The sequence below is a fragment of the Hydrogenophaga sp. NH-16 genome, from assembly GCF_004006415.1.
Lineage (GTDB): Bacteria > Pseudomonadota > Gammaproteobacteria > Burkholderiales > Burkholderiaceae_C > Hydrogenophaga > Hydrogenophaga pseudoflava.
Genome location: NZ_CP029344.1, coordinates 3,575,918 through 3,593,774, shown reverse-complemented (window position 1 = coordinate 3,593,774; position 17,857 = coordinate 3,575,918). Strand labels below are relative to the sequence as shown.

Annotated in this window: 16 protein-coding genes and 1 tRNA gene; 4 read left to right on the top strand and 13 right to left on the bottom strand. The window is 67.7% G+C overall.

The genetic code is table 11. The features are described from left to right. Positions 1-3 precede the first annotated feature (3 nt). From DD542_RS17300 to DD542_RS17275, 6 genes are all read right to left on the bottom strand, one after another. Entirely contained in the window at positions 4-1,176 is a 1,173-nt protein-coding gene (locus tag DD542_RS17300) for a carbohydrate ABC transporter permease (RefSeq protein WP_127806495.1), read from the bottom strand. Beyond that, the gene (locus tag DD542_RS17295) at positions 1,173-2,177 is read right to left on the bottom strand and encodes a sugar ABC transporter permease (RefSeq protein ID WP_127806494.1); all 1,005 of its coding nucleotides are present in this window, start codon (positions 2,175-2,177) and stop codon (positions 1,173-1,175) included. The genes DD542_RS17300 and DD542_RS17295 overlap by 4 nt, the downstream gene beginning before the upstream one ends. A gap of 33 nt (positions 2,178-2,210) precedes the next feature. Then, entirely contained in the window at positions 2,211-3,512 is a 1,302-nt protein-coding gene (locus DD542_RS17290) for an ABC transporter substrate-binding protein (protein WP_127806493.1), read from the bottom strand. Between the two features lie 65 nt (positions 3,513-3,577). Next, positions 3,578-4,579 (bottom strand): sn-glycerol-3-phosphate ABC transporter ATP-binding protein UgpC, encoded by a 1,002-nt coding sequence (gene ugpC / locus DD542_RS17285; protein WP_127806492.1) that lies wholly within the window; start codon positions 4,577-4,579, stop codon positions 3,578-3,580. A 267-nt stretch (positions 4,580-4,846) separates the two neighbouring features. Next, on the bottom strand, positions 4,847-5,914 hold the full coding sequence (locus DD542_RS17280) for a substrate-binding domain-containing protein (RefSeq protein WP_241559583.1): 1,068 nt from the start codon (positions 5,912-5,914) through the stop codon (positions 4,847-4,849). 154 nt (positions 5,915-6,068) lie between these two features. After that, positions 6,069-6,974 carry a carbohydrate porin gene (locus DD542_RS17275; protein WP_066157567.1) on the bottom strand — a complete coding sequence of 302 codons (906 nt, stop codon included), beginning with the start codon at positions 6,972-6,974 and terminating at the stop codon, positions 6,069-6,071. A 351-nt stretch (positions 6,975-7,325) separates the two neighbouring features. Between DD542_RS17275 and DD542_RS17270 the strand changes: the two genes are divergently transcribed. Together DD542_RS17270 and DD542_RS17265 are read left to right on the top strand one after the other, a co-directional pair. Beyond that, positions 7,326-7,401, top strand: a tRNA-Arg gene (locus DD542_RS17270). Between the two features lie 57 nt (positions 7,402-7,458). Then, positions 7,459-8,460: a 3'-5' exonuclease gene (locus DD542_RS17265; protein WP_127806490.1), complete on the top strand. Its 1,002-nt coding sequence runs from the start codon at positions 7,459-7,461 to the stop codon at positions 8,458-8,460. Positions 8,461-8,494: 34 nt separating this feature from the next. Here the strand turns inward: DD542_RS17265 and ytfE are convergent, their stop codons facing one another. Together ytfE and ccoG are read right to left on the bottom strand one after the other, a co-directional pair. Continuing rightward, positions 8,495-9,163, bottom strand: a complete 669-nt coding sequence (gene ytfE / locus DD542_RS17260) for an iron-sulfur cluster repair protein YtfE (RefSeq protein ID WP_127806489.1) — start codon at positions 9,161-9,163, stop codon at positions 8,495-8,497. 115 nt (positions 9,164-9,278) lie between these two features. After that, positions 9,279-10,706: a cytochrome c oxidase accessory protein CcoG gene (gene ccoG, locus DD542_RS17255; protein WP_127806488.1), complete on the bottom strand. Its 1,428-nt coding sequence runs from the start codon at positions 10,704-10,706 to the stop codon at positions 9,279-9,281. A 105-nt stretch (positions 10,707-10,811) separates the two neighbouring features. Between ccoG and DD542_RS17250 the strand changes: the two genes are divergently transcribed. Both DD542_RS17250 and DD542_RS17245 read left to right on the top strand, forming a co-directional pair. Then, a complete protein-coding gene (locus DD542_RS17250; protein WP_127806487.1) occupies positions 10,812-12,737 on the top strand; it encodes a type IV pili methyl-accepting chemotaxis transducer N-terminal domain-containing protein in 1,926 nt (641 codons plus the stop codon). After that, complete coding sequence (locus DD542_RS17245; protein WP_066157555.1) at positions 12,734-13,444, top strand: response regulator; 711 nt, start codon at positions 12,734-12,736, stop codon at positions 13,442-13,444. Before DD542_RS17250 ends, DD542_RS17245 begins: the two co-directional genes overlap by 4 nt. 3 nt (positions 13,445-13,447) lie before the next feature. On the opposite strand, the gene DD542_RS17240 is transcribed toward DD542_RS17245, so the two are convergent. From DD542_RS17240 to DD542_RS17220, 5 genes are read right to left on the bottom strand one after another with little or no spacing between them, the layout of a single operon-like run. Then, positions 13,448-13,834: a hypothetical protein gene (locus DD542_RS17240; protein WP_127806486.1), complete on the bottom strand. Its 387-nt coding sequence runs from the start codon at positions 13,832-13,834 to the stop codon at positions 13,448-13,450. Positions 13,835-13,848: 14 nt separating this feature from the next. Beyond that, positions 13,849-14,592 (bottom strand): ABC transporter ATP-binding protein, encoded by a 744-nt coding sequence (locus tag DD542_RS17235; protein WP_127806485.1) that lies wholly within the window; start codon positions 14,590-14,592, stop codon positions 13,849-13,851. A 4-nt stretch (positions 14,593-14,596) separates the two neighbouring features. Next, entirely contained in the window at positions 14,597-15,787 is a 1,191-nt protein-coding gene (locus DD542_RS17230; protein ID WP_066157542.1) for an ABC transporter permease, read from the bottom strand. Then, on the bottom strand, positions 15,784-16,980 hold the full coding sequence (locus DD542_RS17225) for an efflux RND transporter periplasmic adaptor subunit (RefSeq protein WP_127806484.1): 1,197 nt from the start codon (positions 16,978-16,980) through the stop codon (positions 15,784-15,786). The genes DD542_RS17230 and DD542_RS17225 overlap by 4 nt, the downstream gene beginning before the upstream one ends. After that, on the bottom strand, positions 16,977-17,621 hold the full coding sequence (locus tag DD542_RS17220) for a TetR/AcrR family transcriptional regulator (protein ID WP_127806483.1): 645 nt from the start codon (positions 17,619-17,621) through the stop codon (positions 16,977-16,979). Before DD542_RS17220 ends, DD542_RS17225 begins: the two co-directional genes overlap by 4 nt. Positions 17,622-17,857: the final 236 nt, after the last annotated feature.

Below are 17,857 nucleotides of genomic sequence, written 5' to 3'. Positions count from 1 at the left end.
GGGTTATTTGACGGAGCCTGAGAGCAGGCCGCGCACGAAGAAGCGTTGCAGCGAGAAGAACACGGCCACGGGCACCGCGATGGAGACGAAGGCACTGGCGGTCAGGATTTCCCAGCTCTCGCCGCGCGAACCCAGCAGGTCGTTGAGCTTGATGGTCAGCACCACCTGGTCGGGCGACTTGCCCAGGAACACTAGGGCCACGAGGAAATCGTTCCAGACCCAGAGGAACTGGAAGATCGCGAAGCTCGCCAGCGCCGGCACCGACAGCGGCAGCACGATGCTGGTGAAGATCTGGAAGTGCGTGGCGCCGTCCATGCGCGCGCTTTCGATGATGTCGCGCGGCAGCGAGGCGATGTAGTTGCGCAGCAGGTAGATCGCCAGCGGCAGGCCGAAGGCCGAGTGCGCCAGCCACACGCCCAGATAGGACTTGGACGCCACGCCCATGCTCTCGCCCACGTCGTTGTAGAGCCGCAGCAGCGGGATCAGCGACATCTGCAGCGGCACCACCAGCAGGCCCACCACCACCACGAACAGCCAGCGGCGGCCGGGGAACTCCATCCAGCTGAACGCGTAGGCCGCAAAGGCCGCGATCAGGATCGGGATGAAGGTGGCGGGGATGGTGACCTTGAAGGTGTTGAGGAAGGCGTTGCCCACGCCCTCGGAGTCGACCACCTTCTGGTAGTTGGTGGCGGTGAAGCTCGGCGGCGTCTCGGCCACGTAGAAGATGCGCACGCCGCGCTCGCTCTCATACGGCTGGTTGAGCACCAGCCGGTACTGGCCGTCGGCGGCCACGGTGACCGTGCCGTCGGGCTTTCCATCTTCGTCGTCGAAGATCTGCGCGTCGCCCAGCTCGATGGTCTGGCCCACCGGGTGTTCGCCGGGGTCGGACGACTTCATCGAGAAGCGCTGCAGGCGCGTGGCGTTGCCCTCGGGGAACAGGCGCCCGGCGATGACAAACTTGTCGCCGTCCTTCACCACGCTCTGCTCGCCGGCGGTGCGGCGCATGTCGGGGCGGGTCTGGGTCGACAGCGCGGTCCACCAGCCGCTGCTGACGATCTGTTCGCGGTCGCGGAAGCTGGAGACCAGCAGGCCGAAGGTGGGCAGCACCCAGGCCAGCACGATGACCAGCAGCAGCGCGTGGGCGGCCAGCGCGGTGGGAGAGAGTTTGAGTTTCATCGCTGGGCCTCCTCGGCGCGGAAGCGGCGGATGTTGAAGGCCATCACCGGGATCACGGCGAGCATGAGCACCATGGCCAGTGTGGAGCTGCGGCCGTAGTCACCGCCGCCACGGAACATCCAGTCGTACATCAGGTTGGCCAGCACCGAGGTGTCCCACTGGCCACCGGTCATGGCCATCACGATGTCGAACACCTTGAGCACGGTGATGGTGATGGTGGTCCAGACCACGAGGATGGTGGACATCACCTGCGGGATCATGATTTCAAAAAAGATCTGCAGCTCGGTGGCGCCGTCGATGCGCGCCGCCTCGATGGTGTCGGTGGGCACGCCGCGCAGCGCGGCGGAGAGGATGACCATGGCGAAGCCGGTCTGGATCCAGATCAGGATCGCCATCAGGAAGAAGTTGTTCCAGAACGGCAGCGTCACCCAGGCCTGGGGTTCCAGGCCCATGCCCTGCACGATGGCGTTCAGGATGCCGATCTGGTCGTTCTCGGGGCCGCGGAAGTCGTAGACGAATTTCCAGATCACGCTGGCGCCGACGAAGCTGATCGCCATCGGCATGAAGACCAGGGTCTTGGCCGCGTTGCCCCACCAGACGCGGTCGGCCAGCACGGCGACGATCAGGCCCAGCGCGGTGGCCGCGGCCGGCACCACCAGCAGCCACAGGAAGTTGTTGCGGATGGTGATGAGGAAGTTCTCGTCGGTGAACACCCAGGCGTAGTTGGACAGGCCGACGAAGCCCTCGCCGGTGGCGTCCATGAAGCTCAGGCGCAGGGTCTCGAAGAACGGGTAGACCAGGTACACGCCCAGCAGCAGCAGGGCCGGCGCGATGAAGAGCCAGGGCCGCACGCCCGCGCGCAGCCGTTCGCGGCGCTGGCGCGGCATGGACGGCCGCGCCAGCACGTTGTCGAGCAGCCAGTTGCTGCCCGCGAAGTACAGCAGGCAGACACCGACGCTGACCGCCACGGCCAACAAGGTCTGGAAGATGGAGTCGGTCATGGTGGTCCGTCCGTGTCTGTTCTGCTCAGGGGGTCACTTCAACGCGTCCCAGCTCTTCTGGATGTCGTCGGCCACGGCCTGGGCCGACTTGCCGCCCGAGTAGTCGACCATGCCCTTCCAGAAGCTGCCGGCACCGACGGCGCCGGGCATCAGGTCGGAGCCGTCAAAGCGGAAGGTGGTCGCGTTCAGCAGGATCTCGCCCTGCTTGCGCTGCGCCTTGGTCTTGTACTTGGCCAGGTCCGTGCCCTTGTGCGGGGTCAGGAAGCCGTCCTCGGCCATCCAGATCTCGTGGGCCTGCGGGTGCTGCAGGTACTCCATGAAGGCTCGGGCGCCCTTGCTGTCCTTGGTGATCGTCATGATCGTGCCGCCGCCCAGCACCGGGTTGCCCAGGTTCTTGGACTTGTAGGCCGGGAAGTAGAAGAAGTCGGCGTCGGCCGCCTTGCCCTCGGGGAAGAAGGCCGGGATGAACGAGGCCTGGCGGTGCATGTAGCACTTGGGCGGCGAGCCGAACATGCCCTTGGGGCTGTCCTTGAAGCTCACCGTGGCCACGGCCTTGGCGCCGCCGTCCACGTAGGCGTCGTTGCGGGCGAACCAGCCGTAGGCTTCGATGGCCTCGACGACGCGCTTGTCGTTGAACTTCATCTTGTTGCTGGTCCAGTCGTCGTAGACCTGCGGGCTCTGGGTGCGCAGCATCATGTCCTCGACCCAGTCGGTGGCGGGCCAGCCGGTGGCGGCGTCCGAACCCAGGCCGATGCACCAGGGCTTGCCACCGTCGGCGGCGATCTTCTTGGTCAGGTCCTGCAACTCCTCCATGGTCTTGGGCACCTTGTAGCCCTTCTCCTTGAAGTTCTCGGGGATGTACCAGACCAGGCTCTTGACGTTGACGTTGAAGAACAGGCCGTAGAAGTTGCTCTTGCCGTCCTTGCCCTTGTAGGTGCCCAGGTCGGCCCAGGAGCTGCCCGCGGCGTAGTTGGTCTTGACCCAGTCGCGCGCCTTGTCGCCCAGCGGCACCAGGCCACCGATGGCGGCCATGTTGGCGGCCAGGCCCGGCTGCGGGAACACCGAGATGTTGGACGGCGAACCGGCCTTGATGTCGATCACGATCTGCTGCTCGGAGCTCTGCGAGCACGAGTGCTTCACCGTCGCACCGGTGGCCTTCTCGAAGTTCGCGACCACCTTCTTGAAGAAGCCTTCCTCCGCGCCCGTCCAGGGGCAGGTGACGGTGATCGTCTCGCCCTTGAGGTCGGGGCCCTTGTAGTCGGCGGCGTGGGCGGTGGCGCCCAGTGTGCCCAGCGCCAGCGCGGCGGCACCGGCGATCGTGGTGGTTTTGAACATCGTGCTTGTCTCCAGAGTGAAGCTTCGCGGCCCATCCGCAAAGCGGGGTGAAAACGGGGGTGAGGTCAGAGCCGCAGGCCGGCGGCGTCGAAGCGGTACAGGTGCTCGCTGCGGTGGCCCAGGCGCAGCGTCTCGCCCGGCCGCACCGCCACCGAGCCGTCGACGCGCGCCGTGAGCTCGCCCAGCGCACCGGCGTCGATGTAGGCGAAGGTCTCGTTGCCCAGCTGCTCGGCGTGGCGCAGCGTGCCTTCGATGGGGCCGTCGGCCGCCAGGTGCAGGTGCTCAGGCCGCACGCCCACGCAGTGCGCGCCCTGCGCCTGGGCGTAGGCGCCTTCGATGAAGTTCATCTGCGGCGAGCCGATGAAGCCGGCCACGAAGCGCGTGGCCGGGCGGTGGTAGAGCTCCAGCGGCGCGCCCACCTGTTCGATGCGGCCCTTGTTGAGCACCACGATCTTGTCGGCCAGGGTCATGGCCTCGACCTGATCGTGCGTCACGTAGACCATGGTCGCGCCCAGGCGGCGGTGCAGGGTGGCCAGTTCGACGCGCATCTTGGTGCGCAGGGCGGCGTCCAGGTTGGACAGCGGTTCGTCGAACAGGAACACCTTGGGATTGCGCACGATGGCGCGGCCGATGGCCACGCGCTGGCGCTGGCCGCCCGAGAGCGCCTTGGGCAGGCGCTGCAGGTAGTCGGTGAGCTGCAGGATGCCGGCCGCCTCGCGCACCCGGCGGTCGATCTCGTCCTTGGGCAGCCTGGCGATCTTCAGGCCGAAGGCCATGTTGTCGTAGACCGTCTTGTGGGGGTAGAGCGCGTAACTCTGGAACACCATCGCGACACCGCGTTCGCTGGGCGGCAGGTCGTTGACGACCTGCTCGCCGATGGACAGCTCCCCGCCGGAGATGTCCTCCAGGCCGGCGATCATGCGCAGCAGCGTGGTCTTGCCACAGCCCGAAGGGCCGACGAATACCGCGAATTCCCCGGGCTGGATGTCCAGGTCGACACCGTGGATGACGTCCACGCGCCCGTAACTTTTTTTGATGCCTCGCAAACGCAAGCCGGACTGCGCCATGGGTAGAAACCTTTCGTGTCGGCCGTCATGAAGCGACTGGCCGGAACCGGTCAGCACGCCTGACCGTCACAAAATTACATCACCAATGCAATCGATTGCATTATGGGGTTTGCCCTATGTCCCAGGAACAAGTGGGTTACGAAAACAGGTGCGCAGCGGCGGAGCGTGGGGGCAGGGAACTCAGCGCTGGGCCGCCCCGAGCTGAGTTCGCGCCCCCTCGGGGGGCAGCGACCCGCGCAGCGGCGGAGCGTGGGGGCACGATACCCTTCAGGCGCTGCTCTCGCGCACGATGAGCGAGGCAGGCAGGACGATGGAGCGCCGAGGCTGGCCGGCCAGGGCCTCGAACAGCAGGTCCACCAGCGCGCGGCCGGCCTGTCCGGTGGGCTGGCGGATGGTGGTCAGGGTCGGGTGCACGTGCTCGGCCAGCGCGATGTCGTCGTATCCGACGAGCTTGACGTCGGCCGGCACGGTGATGCCGCGCTCGTTGAGCGAGCCCATGAGCGAGATGGCCGTGACGTCGCTGGAGGCAAAGATGGCGTCGAAGGGGGTGGCCTGGTTGAGCCAGCCGTCGATCACCTCGCGGATGCGCGAGTCGCCGAACAGGAAGGACTGCAGCAGGCGGGGGTCCATGGCGATGCCGGCCTCGTCCAGTGCGCGGGTGTAACCCAGGTACCGCTGGCCGGCCTCGGGGTGGGTGATGTCGCCGAAGAAGGCGATCCGGCGGCAACCCTTTTCGATCAGGTGGCGCGTGGCCAGGTAGCCGCCCATGGCGTTGTCGCCGCCGACCACCGGGTACAGCGCATCGGGCAGGGGCGCGCCCCAGACCACCATCGGGAAGCCGTTGCGCGTCAGTTCGTTGAGGTAGTCGTGCAGCGTCAGCTGGCCGATGACGATCAGGCCGCCGACCTGGCCGCTCTCGACCAGGTCCGACAGCACGTGCTGCCGGTCGGCCTTCAGGCGCGTCAGCAGCAGGCTCATGCCCCGTTCGTCCAGGGTGTCGGCCACCGAGCCGAGGATGCTCAGCAGGAACGGGTCCGAGATCATCTGCATGCTGTCGCCCAGGATGACGACGCCGATGGTCTGTACCCCGCGCTTGCGCAGGTTGGCCGCGCCGACGTTGACGCGGTAGCCCAGGGAATTGGCCAGTTCGGTGATGCGCTCGCGGGTGGCCTGCGGAATCAGCGGGCTGCCGCTGAGGGCGCGCGAGACGGTGGACGCCGACACGCCGGCCAGGCGGGCGATGTCGGCCATCTGCATGCGCTTGCGACCCCGGGCGGGTGCCTGTGCGGAGGGCGTGGAATCGTCGGGGGCGGGGGCGGCTGGCTTGCGAGGCATCGGCAGATTATTTCACCCGATAACGATCGGGCGGGTGAAGAGGAAAAAAAGCCCGGGAGCCTTGCGACGCCCGGGCCAACTCTGATTGCCGAGAGGAAATGGGATCGATCACCCTTTCAGGATCTCTCACCCCGGAAAGATCGGGAACCCCCGATCAAAACGCGTAATTGATGCGCACGCGGGCCGCGGTCTGGCCCTTGGTGCCGGAGCCACCTTTGGCAAAGCTCAGGGCCGGCGTGATGGTCGCGCCCTTGACGCCGAACAGCGGCAGCGAGTAGGCGGCGTAGAAGGTGTTGTTCTTCGCGCCGTTGGCGCCCTTGTCCAGGATCAGGCCGAAACCGGCCGGACCGAAGGTGCCGTTCAGGCCGACGGACTTGTCGTCTTCCATCTTGGCGAAGTTCACGTTCATGCTGCTGTCCGAAGACAGGGCGTAGCCCAGGGACACGCCGGCGCCGTTGGTGCTCTCGGTGCCGCCGACCACCTTGACGGACTCGACACCCACACGCACGGTCACCGGGCCGGAGCCGAAGCTCACGGCCGGGCGGACACCGCGGGCCTCACCGGCTTCCTTGCTGTAGACCAGGCCGACTTCGATGCGGGCCGGGCCGGCGTTGAAGCCGGGGGCGATGTGCACCGTGTCCTTGCCGAAACGGCCGCGCAGGCGGTTGGCGCGGTAGCCGCCGTAGCCGCTGTTCTCGACCAGGGTGTCCTTGCCCAGGGGGAACAGGTCCATGGCTTCGAAGCGGCCCATCTTCACGTCGCCGGCGGCGTTGCCGAACTGGACCCACATGTCATCGGTGGCGGTGTCGCCGTCCTTCTTGATCAGCAGGCTGGCACGGGCTTGCACGAAGGCGTCGCCGTTGGTGGCCTTGCCGCCCACGTTGAACTCCACGCGGCCGCCCATGTTCAGGTCGCTGTCGCGGGCGTTGGAAGCGTCTTCCACCTTGTTCTGGTAGGTGGTGTCCAGTTCCAGGTTGGCGTCCATGGTCATGTCGGCATGGGCGGCGAAAGCGGTGGCGCAAAGGGCGGCGGCGGCCGCAAGTTTGAAGCTCTGTTGCATGAGGTACTCCGGAGTGTGAATGTTGTGAACCACTCTCTCCTGTACCGATGTTTCATGTTTGAACGTACAACACCGGTCGGGAAAGCCACCGAATTCGACCATTGATGCAAACGGTTGCATTCGGTAGAAACCCTGAAGAAATGCCCCGTAACTGTTACGTAACTGTCTAAAAACAACAAATTTACGCCTCGGGAAAACCCGACTGGTGCAATGGTTTGCACAGTAATAAAGATACAAAAAATACTGGCAATCGGGCCACGCATGCGGGTCTTGTGCCGGTGGCGCGGCGCGGCGGCGGTGGGCCGGTGCCGCCGGGCGCATGTGAGACAATGGCGGGCTTTCCAAGCATGCGCGGCTGTAGCTCAGTGGATAGAGTATTGGCCTCCGAAGCCAAGGGTCGTGGGTTCGATCCCCGCCAGCCGCGCCACCTCAATGACTTGCGTGGGTTTTTCATGGCCCGCGGCCCGATGAGTGGCCTTTCTTCATGAGCCAACTCAGCTTCGAATTCGAGCCGCCGCAGGGGCGCAATGCCCCGCCCGCTGTGGCCGACGCCGCCCAGCCACTCACACCCGAAGACATGGCCCGGCAGCTGGAACAGCACCCCGACTTCAAGGTGCTGCGCCGCCTGGTGCCGGTGCCGGACTACGGACCTCCGGTTCCTGCGGGCACCGACGCCGTGCCCCAGGCCGCTGTGCGCGTGCTCATCCTCGACACCGAAACCACCGGCCTGTCCCACGCCAGCGACCGCATCATCGAGCTGGCCCTGTTGCTGGTGTCGGTCGACGCCGCTTCCGGTCGCCCCTTCGGCCCGGTGGAGACCTTCGAGGGCTTTGAAGACCCGGGCATGCCCATTCCGGAGGTGGCGAAACAGGTCACGGGCATCAACGACGACATGGTCCGCGGTCAGCGGCTGGACGATGCGCGCGTGCAGGCCCTGATCGACCGCGCCGATCTGGTGGTGGCGCACAACGCCGGCTTCGACCGGCCCTTTGTCGAGGCCCGGTTTCCCGGCTTTGCCCACAAGCGCTGGGCCTGCTCGTTCGCCGACATCGACTGGAAAGCGCAGGGCGCCGATTCGGCCAAGCTCGGCGCTCTGGCGCAGGACCAGGGCTGGTTCTACGACGCGCACCGGGCGCTGGTCGACTGCCACGCGCTGCTGCAGGTGCTCGCCAGCCCGCAGGCCGATGGCAGCGGAACGGGCCTGGCCCGCCTGATGGCCGCGGCCGCCCAGCCCAGCTACAAGCTGCGGGCCACCGGCTCGCCCTTCGAGAGCAAGGACCAGCTCAAGGCCCGCGGCTACCGCTGGGATGGCGACGCCAAGGTCTGGTTCTGCAGCCTGGGCAGCGAAGCGGCGCTGGCCGAAGAGCTGGCCTGGCTCAAGGCCGAGGTCTACGGCAGCCGGCGCGCGCAGGTCGAGGTGGAAGCCCTGGATGCGCTGACACGCTATTCACCGCGCCCGGGACGGATGGAGAGACGGGCGCTCTGAAGTGGGTTGTGGCCCGATGTGACCGGTGCCGGCCTCAGGCGCCGAAGCGCGGGAACAGCACGTTGTTCTCCAGGTGAATGTGGCTGATCAGGTCGTTGGTCAGCTGCGCCGTGCCGGCATAGAGCGCGCGCCAGGTGTTGCACGCGCCCTGCGGCGGGGTGTGGTCGTGGGTCAGCGCCGCAAGCCGCTCCAGATGTTCACCGTGGCCGATGTGCTCGTCGCGCATCACGGTGATCGGGCCTTGCAGGCCGGAGCCACCGCCTTCGATGGCCGGGAACAGCACCTGCTCTTCCTTCTCCATGTGCTCCAGCAGCTCGACCTCCATGATCTCCAGGTGCTCGGCCAGGCCGTGCGGTGCGTCCGGGTGGTCGCTGTGCACCGCCTCGACACGGCGCGCCATGCGCACCAGCTCGGGCAACTGCTCGCGGTGCACCGCGTGGTAGCGGGTGAGGATGTGGTCGATCAGCGCGTTGGCGTCCGGCGTTTCCGGCGCGGCGTCGTCGCGGCGCAGCGCGGCCAGTTCGGCCACCACGCGGGCGGTGTCCAGCCCCTTGCGTTCGCAGGCCTCGCCCAGGCTGACCTGGCCACCGCAGCAGAAGTCCAGCTTGAGGCGCCGGAAGATGGCGGTGGCGCCGGGCAGGTCGACGGCGATCTGGCCGATGGCCTGCTGCTCGATGGGGCGTTCGGTGGTGAGGGTGTTCATGGGCGTCCTTTAAATATTCATTTCTGATGCATGTATTGAGCCATAAAAAGCATCGAAGATGCATATTTCCTTTGGACGAGTCCGGGCTTCCGGAAGAACGAGCCCGGCGCAGGCCTCAGCGGGGAACGATGAAGGCGGCGTCGATGCGCACCGCCCGTTCGTTCCCGTCCTCCGCCCCCTCGGGGGTCACCGACACCGTGGCGCGCAGGGTCTGGCCGGCGTGTGGCTGGGCCGCCTCGGCCGGCAGCACCAGGCGCAGGGGCACCGAGGCGCTGCCGGCGGCCTCCACCGACAGCGTGGTGGCCGAATCGATGCGCAGGCCGGGCACGCCGTCCACCGCCAGGCGGAAGCGCCGCGCCGTCTCCTGGCTGTTGGTCACCTGCAGGCGGTAGGTGTTCTCGATCGCACCGCGGTCGACCATGCGCGCCAGCGCCCCGCGGTCCTTGATCAGCACGGCGTCGACGTCGCTGCGGTGTCCCAGGCTCCAGAGCCATGCGCCGGTGAGGCCGGCGAGCAGGGTGCCGTAGATCAGCACGCGCGGGCGCCAGACCCGGCGCAGCATCTGGCGCGCGCTCCAGCCCTTCGCCACGGCATTGCCTGTGGTGTAGCGGATCAGTCCCTGGGGGTAGCCCATCTTGTCCATCACGTCGTCGCAGACGTCGATGCAGGCGGCGCAGGCGATGCACTCGTTCTGCAGGCCGTTGCGGATGTCGATGCCGGTGGGGCAGACCTGCACGCACAGGGTGCAGTCCACGCAGTCGCCCAGGCCGGCGGGGCGTTCCTCGGCCTTGCGCGAGCGCGGACCGCGGCGTTCGCCACGCGCGCTGTCGTAGGCGATGACCAGCGAGTCCATGTCGATCAGCGCGCTCTGGAAGCGGGCGTAGGGGCACATGTACTTGCACATCTGCTCGCGCAGGTAGCCGGCGTTGCCGTAGGTGGCGGCGGCGTAGAACAGCACCCAGAACCACAGCCAGGGCGACTGCGCCGGGTTCAGCAGGGCAGGGGCCAGTTCGCGGATGGGATGGAAGAAGCCGACGAAGGTGAAGCCGGTGAGCAGCGCCAGCCCGATCCAGCCGGCCTGCTTGGCGCCCTTGCGCGAGAGCTTGTTCAGCGACCAGGGCTGGGCGTCCAGGCGCATGCGGGCCGAACGGTCGCCCTCGGTCTTGCGCTCGATCCACAGGAACATCTCGGTGTAGACCGTCTGCGGGCAGCTGTAGCCGCACCACAGGCGCCCGGCGATGGCGGTGAAGAAGAACAGCGCCAGCGCGCTGATCACCAGCAGGGCGGCGAGGTAGATGAAGTCCTGTGGCTGCAGCACCAGGCCCAGCACGTAGAAGCGGCGCTGCTCCAGATCGAACAGCAGGGCCTGGCGCCCGTTCCACTGCAGCCAGGGCATGCCGTAGAAGAACAGCTGCGTCACCCACACCATGACCCAGCGCCAGCGCGCGAACACGCCGGTGACCGAGCGCGGGTAGATCTTGATGCGGCTCTCGTACAGCGAGCCGCCGGGCTGCGCATTCGCGGCGGGGGAAGGGATGCTCATGGGAAAGGCCGGTGCCACCTAAAAGATGCAGAGTACATGAATCTTAATGTCTGTCGTTCAAAGACCCTGTTGCTCCCGCTGATCGAACGGGTACAGTGCCGAGCCATGCGCCCCAACGCTTCCCTCTCCACCAAACTGATCCGCATCGGGGCGGCGCTGCTGGTGCTGGCGCTCGCGTCCATCGGGCTCACGCTGTGGGTGACCTGGCAGCTGGAGGGCGGTGCGGCCGCAGTCAACGAGGCCGGCCGCATGCGCATGCAGACCTGGCGCCTGACCAGCGCGGTGCAGGCCCAGCGGCCGGCGGCGGAGGTGCAGGCGCTGGTGCAGCAGTTCCACCAGAGCCTGGGCGTGCTGCGCGAGGGCGATCCGTCGCGCCCCCTGTTCGTGCCCTGGGACCCGGACGTGGCGCGCGAGTTCGCCGCGGTGGAACAGCTCTGGCGGGTCCAGCGTGCCCTCTGGACCTCGCCGCTGCAGCCGGGCGATCCGGTGCTGCTGCGCTCGGCCGACGAATTTGTCATGGCCATCGACCGGCTGGTGTTGTCCATCGAGCACCAGCTCGCGGGTTTCACCGCGCTGCTCAACCTGTTCCAGTTCGCCATGATGGCGCTGGCCATCGCCGGGGCGGTGGTCATGCTCTATACCGGCTATCTCTATGTGATCAACCCGCTGGCCCATCTGCGGCGGGGTCTGGCGCAGGTGGAGGGCGGTCAGTTCGGTGCCCGCATCGACGTGGACACGCAGGACGAGTTCGGGCAGGTGGCGGCGGGCTTCAACCGCATGGCCGCCACGCTGCAGTCGCTCTACCAGGGACTGGAGGCCAAGGTGCAGGCCAAGACGCAGCGCATCGAGGCGCAGCGCGCGAGGCTGGAAGCGCTCTACGAGGTCAGCGCCTTCCTGGCCAAGGCCAACACCATCGAGGAACTGTCCAGGGGCTTCTCGCAGCGCGTGCGCGCGGTCATGAAGGCCGATGCTGTGGCGGTGCGCTGGTCCGACGAGGCCAACCAGCGCTACCTGATGCTCGCCTCCGACTGCTTTCCGCAGGAAATGCAGGCCGAGGAGCGCAGCCTGATCGCGGGCGCGTGCGCCTGCGGCAACCTGCAGCCCGATGCGCGCATCCGCGTCATCCCCATCCACAGCCACGAGGCCGCGCCCATGCGCCACTGCGCGCGCGTGGGCTACCAGAACCTGGTGAGCGTGCCGGTGCGCCTGCAGCAGCGGGTGATCGGCGAGATCGACCTGTTCTTCCGCAGCGAGGTGGCACTCAATGCCGACGAGACCGAGCTGCTCGACGCGCTCGCCAGCCACCTGGCCAGCGCGCTCGAAGGCCTGCGCGCGGCGGCGCTGGAGCGCGAGGCCGCGGTGGGCGAGGAGCGTGCGCTGCTGGCGCGCGAGCTGCACGACTCCATTGCCCAGTCGCTGGCCTTCCTCAAGATCCAGGCGCAGCTGCTGCGCAGCGCGGTGCAGAAGCAGCAGCCCGAGAAGGTGCAGTCCACGCTGGACGAGCTCGACACCGGTCTCAAGGAAAGCATCAGCGACGTGCGCGAGCTGCTGGTGCACTTCCGCACCCGCACCAACACCGGGGACATCGAGGCTGCGCTGCAGGAGACGCTGCAGAAGTTCCAGCACCAGACCGGCCTGCCCACGCGGCTGCATCTCGACGGCGAGGGCCTGCCGCTGCCGGCCGACGTGCAGGTGCAGGTGCTGCACGTGGTGCAGGAAGCGCTGTCCAACGTGCGCAAGCACGCCGGCGCCAGCCACGTGAGCCTGGACGTGCACAAGGGCGAACAGTGGCGCTTCGTGGTGCGCGACAACGGCAGCGGTTTCGACACCGCGCAGCAGCGCGGCGAGACCCATGTCGGCACGAAAATCATGCGCGAGCGGGCCGACCGCATCGGCGCCACCGTGCAGATCGAATCTCGCCGCGGCCAGGGCACCTCCGTCACGCTCACGCTGCCCAGGAACCCGGTGACCGCCGTCGGGACGGGCACGGCGGGCCTGGACCTCTCCGAATCCGTACTGACCACCCCATGACCTCTTCCATCGAGCTGCTGCTCGTCGACGACCACACCCTGTTCCGCCGCGGCCTCAAGGCGCTGCTGGAGCAGGACGAGCGCTTCACCGTCACCGCCGAGGCCGGCGACGTGGGCGAGGCCCTGCGCTGCCTGCAGCGCCGGCCGCCGCAGGTGATCCTGCTGGACAACCACCTGCCCGGCGTGCGCGGGGTGGACGCCATCCCCGCGCTCAAGGAGGCCGCGCCCGAAGCGCGGGTGCTCATGCTCACCGTGAGCGAGAACGAGAACGACCTGGCCGCCGCGCTGCAGGCGGGGGCCGACGGCTACCTGCTCAAGACGGTGGAGTCCGACCAGCTCTGCGAGACCATCATCAAGGTCATGGACGGCGAGTCGGTCATCAGCCCCGAGATGATGACCAAGCTGGTGGCGGTGTTCCGCTCGCGGCCGTCGGTCGCAAACGCCGCCCCGCCCGCGGCGGCTCCAGTCAGTGCGCCGGTGCCGCTGGAGGCGCCGCGCGAGGCCGCCTCCGGCGCCGACCTGCTGTCGCCGCGCGAGCGCGAGATCCTGCTGCTGATCGCGCGCGGCGATTCCAACAAGCTGATCGCGCGCGAACTGGACATCGCCGAGACCACGGTGAAGATCCACGTGCAGCACATCCTGCGCAAGCTCGGCCTGAGCTCGCGCGTGCAGGCGGCGGTGTTCGCGACCAGCCAGGGCCTGGCCTGAGCCTCAGGCCCTGGCGTCCCGGCGCCAGCCCACGGCGGCCACCAGGACCCAGAAGCCCAGGCGCAGCGCCAGCGCACCCACCGTGCGCATCTCGAAGGCGCCGCCCGCCAGCACGTGCGCGCCAAAGGCGATGGCCACCAGCGCGGTGCCCAGCGCCAGCGCGGTGGCCAGCCAAAGGCCCCAGCGCCGGCCGAGCCACAGGCCCAGCCCGGCCACCACATAGACGAAGCCGGCCAGGAAGTTGAACCACAGCACGAAGCCCACCGTGTGGCCCAGGGCCGCGCGGGTGTCGGCCGGGCCGAACAGGCCCTGCCCGCCGCTGAACACCGTGAGCGCGCCGAACACCATGGCCACGGCGGCGAGAACTTTCAGGGGACGGTGGGAAGTCATGGCGGTTCTCCCGTTCAAGAGGGGGTGTCGTTCCCGTGGTCATCCAGGGCGAGGCCTTCGCCGGCTTCTTCCACTGTCTGGCCGTCGCGGATGTGGTAGATCCGTTTGAAAGTCGGGATGATCTTTTCGTCGTGTGTGACGACGATGATCGCGGTGTGGGCCCGCCGCGCCATCTGGTTGAGGATGCGCATCACACCCAGCGCGCGCTCGCTGTCCAGGGGCGCGGTGGGTTCGTCGGCCAATATGACCGGAGGCTTGTTGGCGAGCGCGCGGGCGATGGACACGCGCTGCTGCTCACCACCGGAGAGCTGCGATGTCTCGGCGCTGGCGCGGTGCTGCACGTCCAGCGCAGTCAGCAGTTCCAGCGCGCGTTCGCGCGCATTCGCATTGGACAGGCCCGCCAGCATCGGCAGCAGCGCCACGTTGTCGGTCACGTCCAGGAACGGAATCAGATACGGCGCCTGGAACACGAAGCCGATGCGGTCGCGCCGCAGCGCGCGCAGGTCTTTGACTTTCCAGCCGTTGTCGTAGATGACTTCGTTGCCCAGCGTCATCCTGCCGCTGGTGGGTTCGATGATGGCGCCCAGGCATTTGAGCAGTGTGCTCTTGCCCGAACCCGAGGGGCCGACCAGGCCCACTACCTCGCCGGGCGCCACCTGCATGTTCACGTGCCTCAGCGCTTCCACGGCCGTGTCGCCTTGACCATAGACCTTGCGCAGGCCTTCGATACGGATGCCGCCCAGGGGGGTGTCGTTCATGGCTTCATCCGATCGCTGCGCCGGGGTCGACCTTGAGCGCCACGCGAATCGCCAGCGTGCTGGCCAGCGCGCACATCAGCAGCGTGGCCACCAGGCCGGCCACCGCGTCGCCCGGAAGCAGCAGCACGTATTTCGGGAACGCCGGTCCCCACACCGTGGCCGCCACCTTGCCCACGGCGAAGCCGATCAGGCCAAGGCCCAGGGCCTGCTGCAGGATCATGCCGGCGATGGTGCGGTCGCGTGTACCGATGAGCTTGAGGACCGCGATCTCGCGCAGCTTGCCCATGGTCATGGTGTAGATGATGAAGGCCACGATGGCGGCGCTCACGATGGCCAGGATCACCAGGAACATGCCGATCTGTTTGGCCGAATTGGCGATCAGCTTGACGATCAGGATGTCTTCCATCTGGTCGCGGGTGTGCACGCTCAGGTGCTTCCAGCGCCGGATCGGCCCGGCCACTTGCTCGGGTGTGAAGCCCGGTGCGATCTGTACGAGCACCGCGTTCACGCTGCGGCTGCTGGTCTGCAGGCTTTGCACCGCCTCCAGCAGGCCGGGGCTGCCCGGGCGGTTGAAGGCCGGATTGGCGGCGGTGCGCGCGCGGTCGTTGACGATGGCGTCGTTGTCTTTCAGGAACTGCGTTTCCTGCGCGTCCTTCATCGGCACGAACAGCATCGGGTCGCCGCCCGAGGACACCATGCGCCGCGTCAGTCCCACCACGGTGTAGTCGTGGCGGCGGATGCGCACCACATCGCCCAGCGCGAACCCTGTCTTCACATCGGCCACCGCCTCGTAGTGGTTGCGCGTGATGTGCCGTCCCGCCACCAGGTAGCCCGGCGCGCCGGGCATGCCCGGCTCCATGCCCACCACCATCACGCGCTGGTCTCGGCCATTCCTCTGCACCTGCATCGTCAGATAGGCCACATTGGCCGCCGCGGCCACCCCCGGCATGCCGCGCATACTGCGCACCACGTCGTCCTTGATGCTCGACGATTCCGCGTACGGGCCCTGCGTGTCCTTCTGCACCACCCAGAGGTCGGCGCGGCTGTTGGCCAGCAGCGCGTGCGCGTCGTCCACCATGCCTCGGTACACGCCCGCCATCGTCAGCGTCACGCCGATCAGCAGCCCCAGGCCCAGCCCGGTCAGCACGTACTTGCTCCAGCCGTGCAGGATGTCGCGGCCCGCCAGGCTGATCACCTTGCTGCTCCCGACGGAACCAGCCTGTCCACCACTGCGATGCGTGCCCCCGGCTTCAGGGCGGTCTGGCTGTACAGCACCACCGTGTCGCCTTCGTTCAGGCCTTCGAGCACCTGCACCTGACCGTCCAGACCCTGGGCCCCCAGCACCACCGGCGAGAAGGCGGGAACGCCATCCGTGAGCCGCCACACCCCGGTTTTTCCCTCGTGCTGCACCACGGCCGCATTGGGCAGCAGCAGGCGCTCGGGGGCAGCGGGCAACTGCACCGTCACTTCCGCCATCTCGCCCACCGACACGCCGGCGGGCAGGCTGTCAAATGCCACCATCGCCAGCCGTTCCTCCGTCACGGCATCGGCCAGCGACTCCACCCGGGCCACTTTGCCGATCACCGTCTCGCCCGGGCGCGAGCGCAGGGCGATGCTCGCCACCAGTCCTGGCGCCAGTCCGGCGCTTCGGCCCTGATCCACCCGCAGCTTCACCCACAGGCTGGCCGGGTCCATCAGCCGCAGCACGGCCTGGCCCGCCACGACTGTGGTGCCGGCTTCGGCCTCGCGCGCCGTGACCACCGCCGTGCCGGGGGCCAGCAGCCTCAGGTTGCTGCGCTGCTGTGCCAGGGCTGCGCGCTCGGCGCGCAGCCGCGCGATGTCCTGTGTGCTGCCACCGAGGTTGGCCTGTGCGGCGGCCACGCCCGCATGGGCCGACGCCACCTCTTGTGTGCGTGCCTCCAGCGCCCCGGGGCTGATGAAGGCTTGCCGCGCCAGTTCCTCGTTGCGCTTCAGGTTCGCCATCGCCAGCGTGCGCCGCGCCTGCGCATCGCCAAGCTGCGCATCGGCGGCTCGCTGCACGCTCTGCGCACGGGCCAGCGAGGCGTCCAGTGCCGCCAGCCGCTGGTCCAGGTCCACCGGGTCCATTTCTGCCAGCACCTGACCCGGTTGCACCGTCTGACCCGCGTCCACCCGCACGCCGAGCACACGGCCGGCCGTGGTGGGCCCCACCATCCAGCTGCGCTGCGCCTCGACCAGGCCGATGCCAAAGATCTCGGGTGTCACGCGGCCCTTGGTCACTGGCGTCACCTGCACCTTCACCGGCGCCAGCGGCCCGGTGCGCAGCGCCACAAACGCCAGCGCACCCACCAGGGCCAGCGCCAGGCCGCCCAGCAGCAGCCGGCGCGAGGTTTGTGGATTTGTCTTCATTCGGTGGTCTCCGGGGGGCGCCGTGTGGGGTTGGTGGGTGCGGCAACAGCGTGCTGGAACAGGTCGAACACCGCGGGTGCCAGCGTGCGGATGGCCCCGACCTGTCCGCTCAGCAGCGACTGCATCACCAGCCCCTGCACCGAGCCGATGAACAGCACCGCACTGGCCTGAAGGTCGGTGCCTGGTGCCAGCTGCCCCGCCGCCTGCGCCTGCTGCAGCAGTCGGGTGACCAGCGAGCGGTAGTCCTGCATCAGCACGCGCACGCGCGCCTTCAGTGCTGTGTCCTCCGGGTGCTGCAGCTCCTGAAAGATCACCCGCGGCACACCCGGCTGTTCCACCACGAAATCCACGTGCGCCATGAACACCGCACGCAGCGCGGTCAGCGGCTGCACATGCGACTGGGCCGCGGTGTGCAGCCGTGCCAGCAGGGCCTGGTGCGCGAAGTCGATCACCGCCAGCCAGATCGCTTCCTTGCTCTCGAAGTGGCGGAACACCGCGCCCTGCGAGAGCCCCACCGCTCGGGCCAGGTCGGCGGTGGTCACTCTGGCCGGGCTGTGCTGTGCGGCCAACGCGAGCGCCGCCGACACCAGGCTGGCCTGGCGCTGTTCGGTGGCTTGTTTGGGGGTGTTCGGGAGCGGCATGGTCACCAATGTAATTTATTAATTACTTATATTCAAGGTGATTCCTGCCTGGTTCCGGCAGGACGCTGTCCGACATCGACTTGATGTAAATCAAATCACACCGCAAAACACGGACTATAGTTCTTCAGGACGATGCCGATGGGGTGACCCCTCGTCCTTCTGCCGCGGCCACGTGTGCCTCCGGCGGATGTTCAGCCCTCCCCTGAAAAGGGACATTCATGCCACGTCTTTCGGAG

Coding starts and splice junctions, on each gene's coding strand:
- DD542_RS17265 (WP_127806490.1), top strand. CDS start 7,459: ATGAGCCAACTCAGCTTCGAATTCGAGCCGCCGCAGGGGCGCAATGCC.
- ccoG (WP_127806488.1), bottom strand. CDS start 10,706: ATGAGCATCCCTTCCCCCGCCGCGAATGCGCAGCCCGGCGGCTCGCTG.
- DD542_RS17220 (WP_127806483.1), bottom strand. CDS start 17,621: ATGCCGCTCCCGAACACCCCCAAACAAGCCACCGAACAGCGCCAGGCC.
- DD542_RS17295 (WP_127806494.1), bottom strand. CDS start 2,177: ATGACCGACTCCATCTTCCAGACCTTGTTGGCCGTGGCGGTCAGCGTC.
- DD542_RS17235 (WP_127806485.1), bottom strand. CDS start 14,592: ATGAACGACACCCCCCTGGGCGGCATCCGTATCGAAGGCCTGCGCAAG.
- DD542_RS17225 (WP_127806484.1), bottom strand. CDS start 16,980: ATGAAGACAAATCCACAAACCTCGCGCCGGCTGCTGCTGGGCGGCCTG.
- DD542_RS17290 (WP_127806493.1), bottom strand. CDS start 3,512: ATGTTCAAAACCACCACGATCGCCGGTGCCGCCGCGCTGGCGCTGGGC.
- DD542_RS17300 (WP_127806495.1), bottom strand. CDS start 1,176: ATGAAACTCAAACTCTCTCCCACCGCGCTGGCCGCCCACGCGCTGCTG.
- DD542_RS17250 (WP_127806487.1), top strand. CDS start 10,812: ATGCGCCCCAACGCTTCCCTCTCCACCAAACTGATCCGCATCGGGGCG.
- DD542_RS17245 (WP_066157555.1), top strand. CDS start 12,734: ATGACCTCTTCCATCGAGCTGCTGCTCGTCGACGACCACACCCTGTTC.
- DD542_RS17240 (WP_127806486.1), bottom strand. CDS start 13,834: ATGACTTCCCACCGTCCCCTGAAAGTTCTCGCCGCCGTGGCCATGGTG.
- DD542_RS17280 (WP_241559583.1), bottom strand. CDS start 5,914: ATGCCTCGCAAGCCAGCCGCCCCCGCCCCCGACGATTCCACGCCCTCC.
- ugpC (WP_127806492.1), bottom strand. CDS start 4,579: ATGGCGCAGTCCGGCTTGCGTTTGCGAGGCATCAAAAAAAGTTACGGG.
- ytfE (WP_127806489.1), bottom strand. CDS start 9,163: ATGAACACCCTCACCACCGAACGCCCCATCGAGCAGCAGGCCATCGGC.
- DD542_RS17275 (WP_066157567.1), bottom strand. CDS start 6,974: ATGCAACAGAGCTTCAAACTTGCGGCCGCCGCCGCCCTTTGCGCCACC.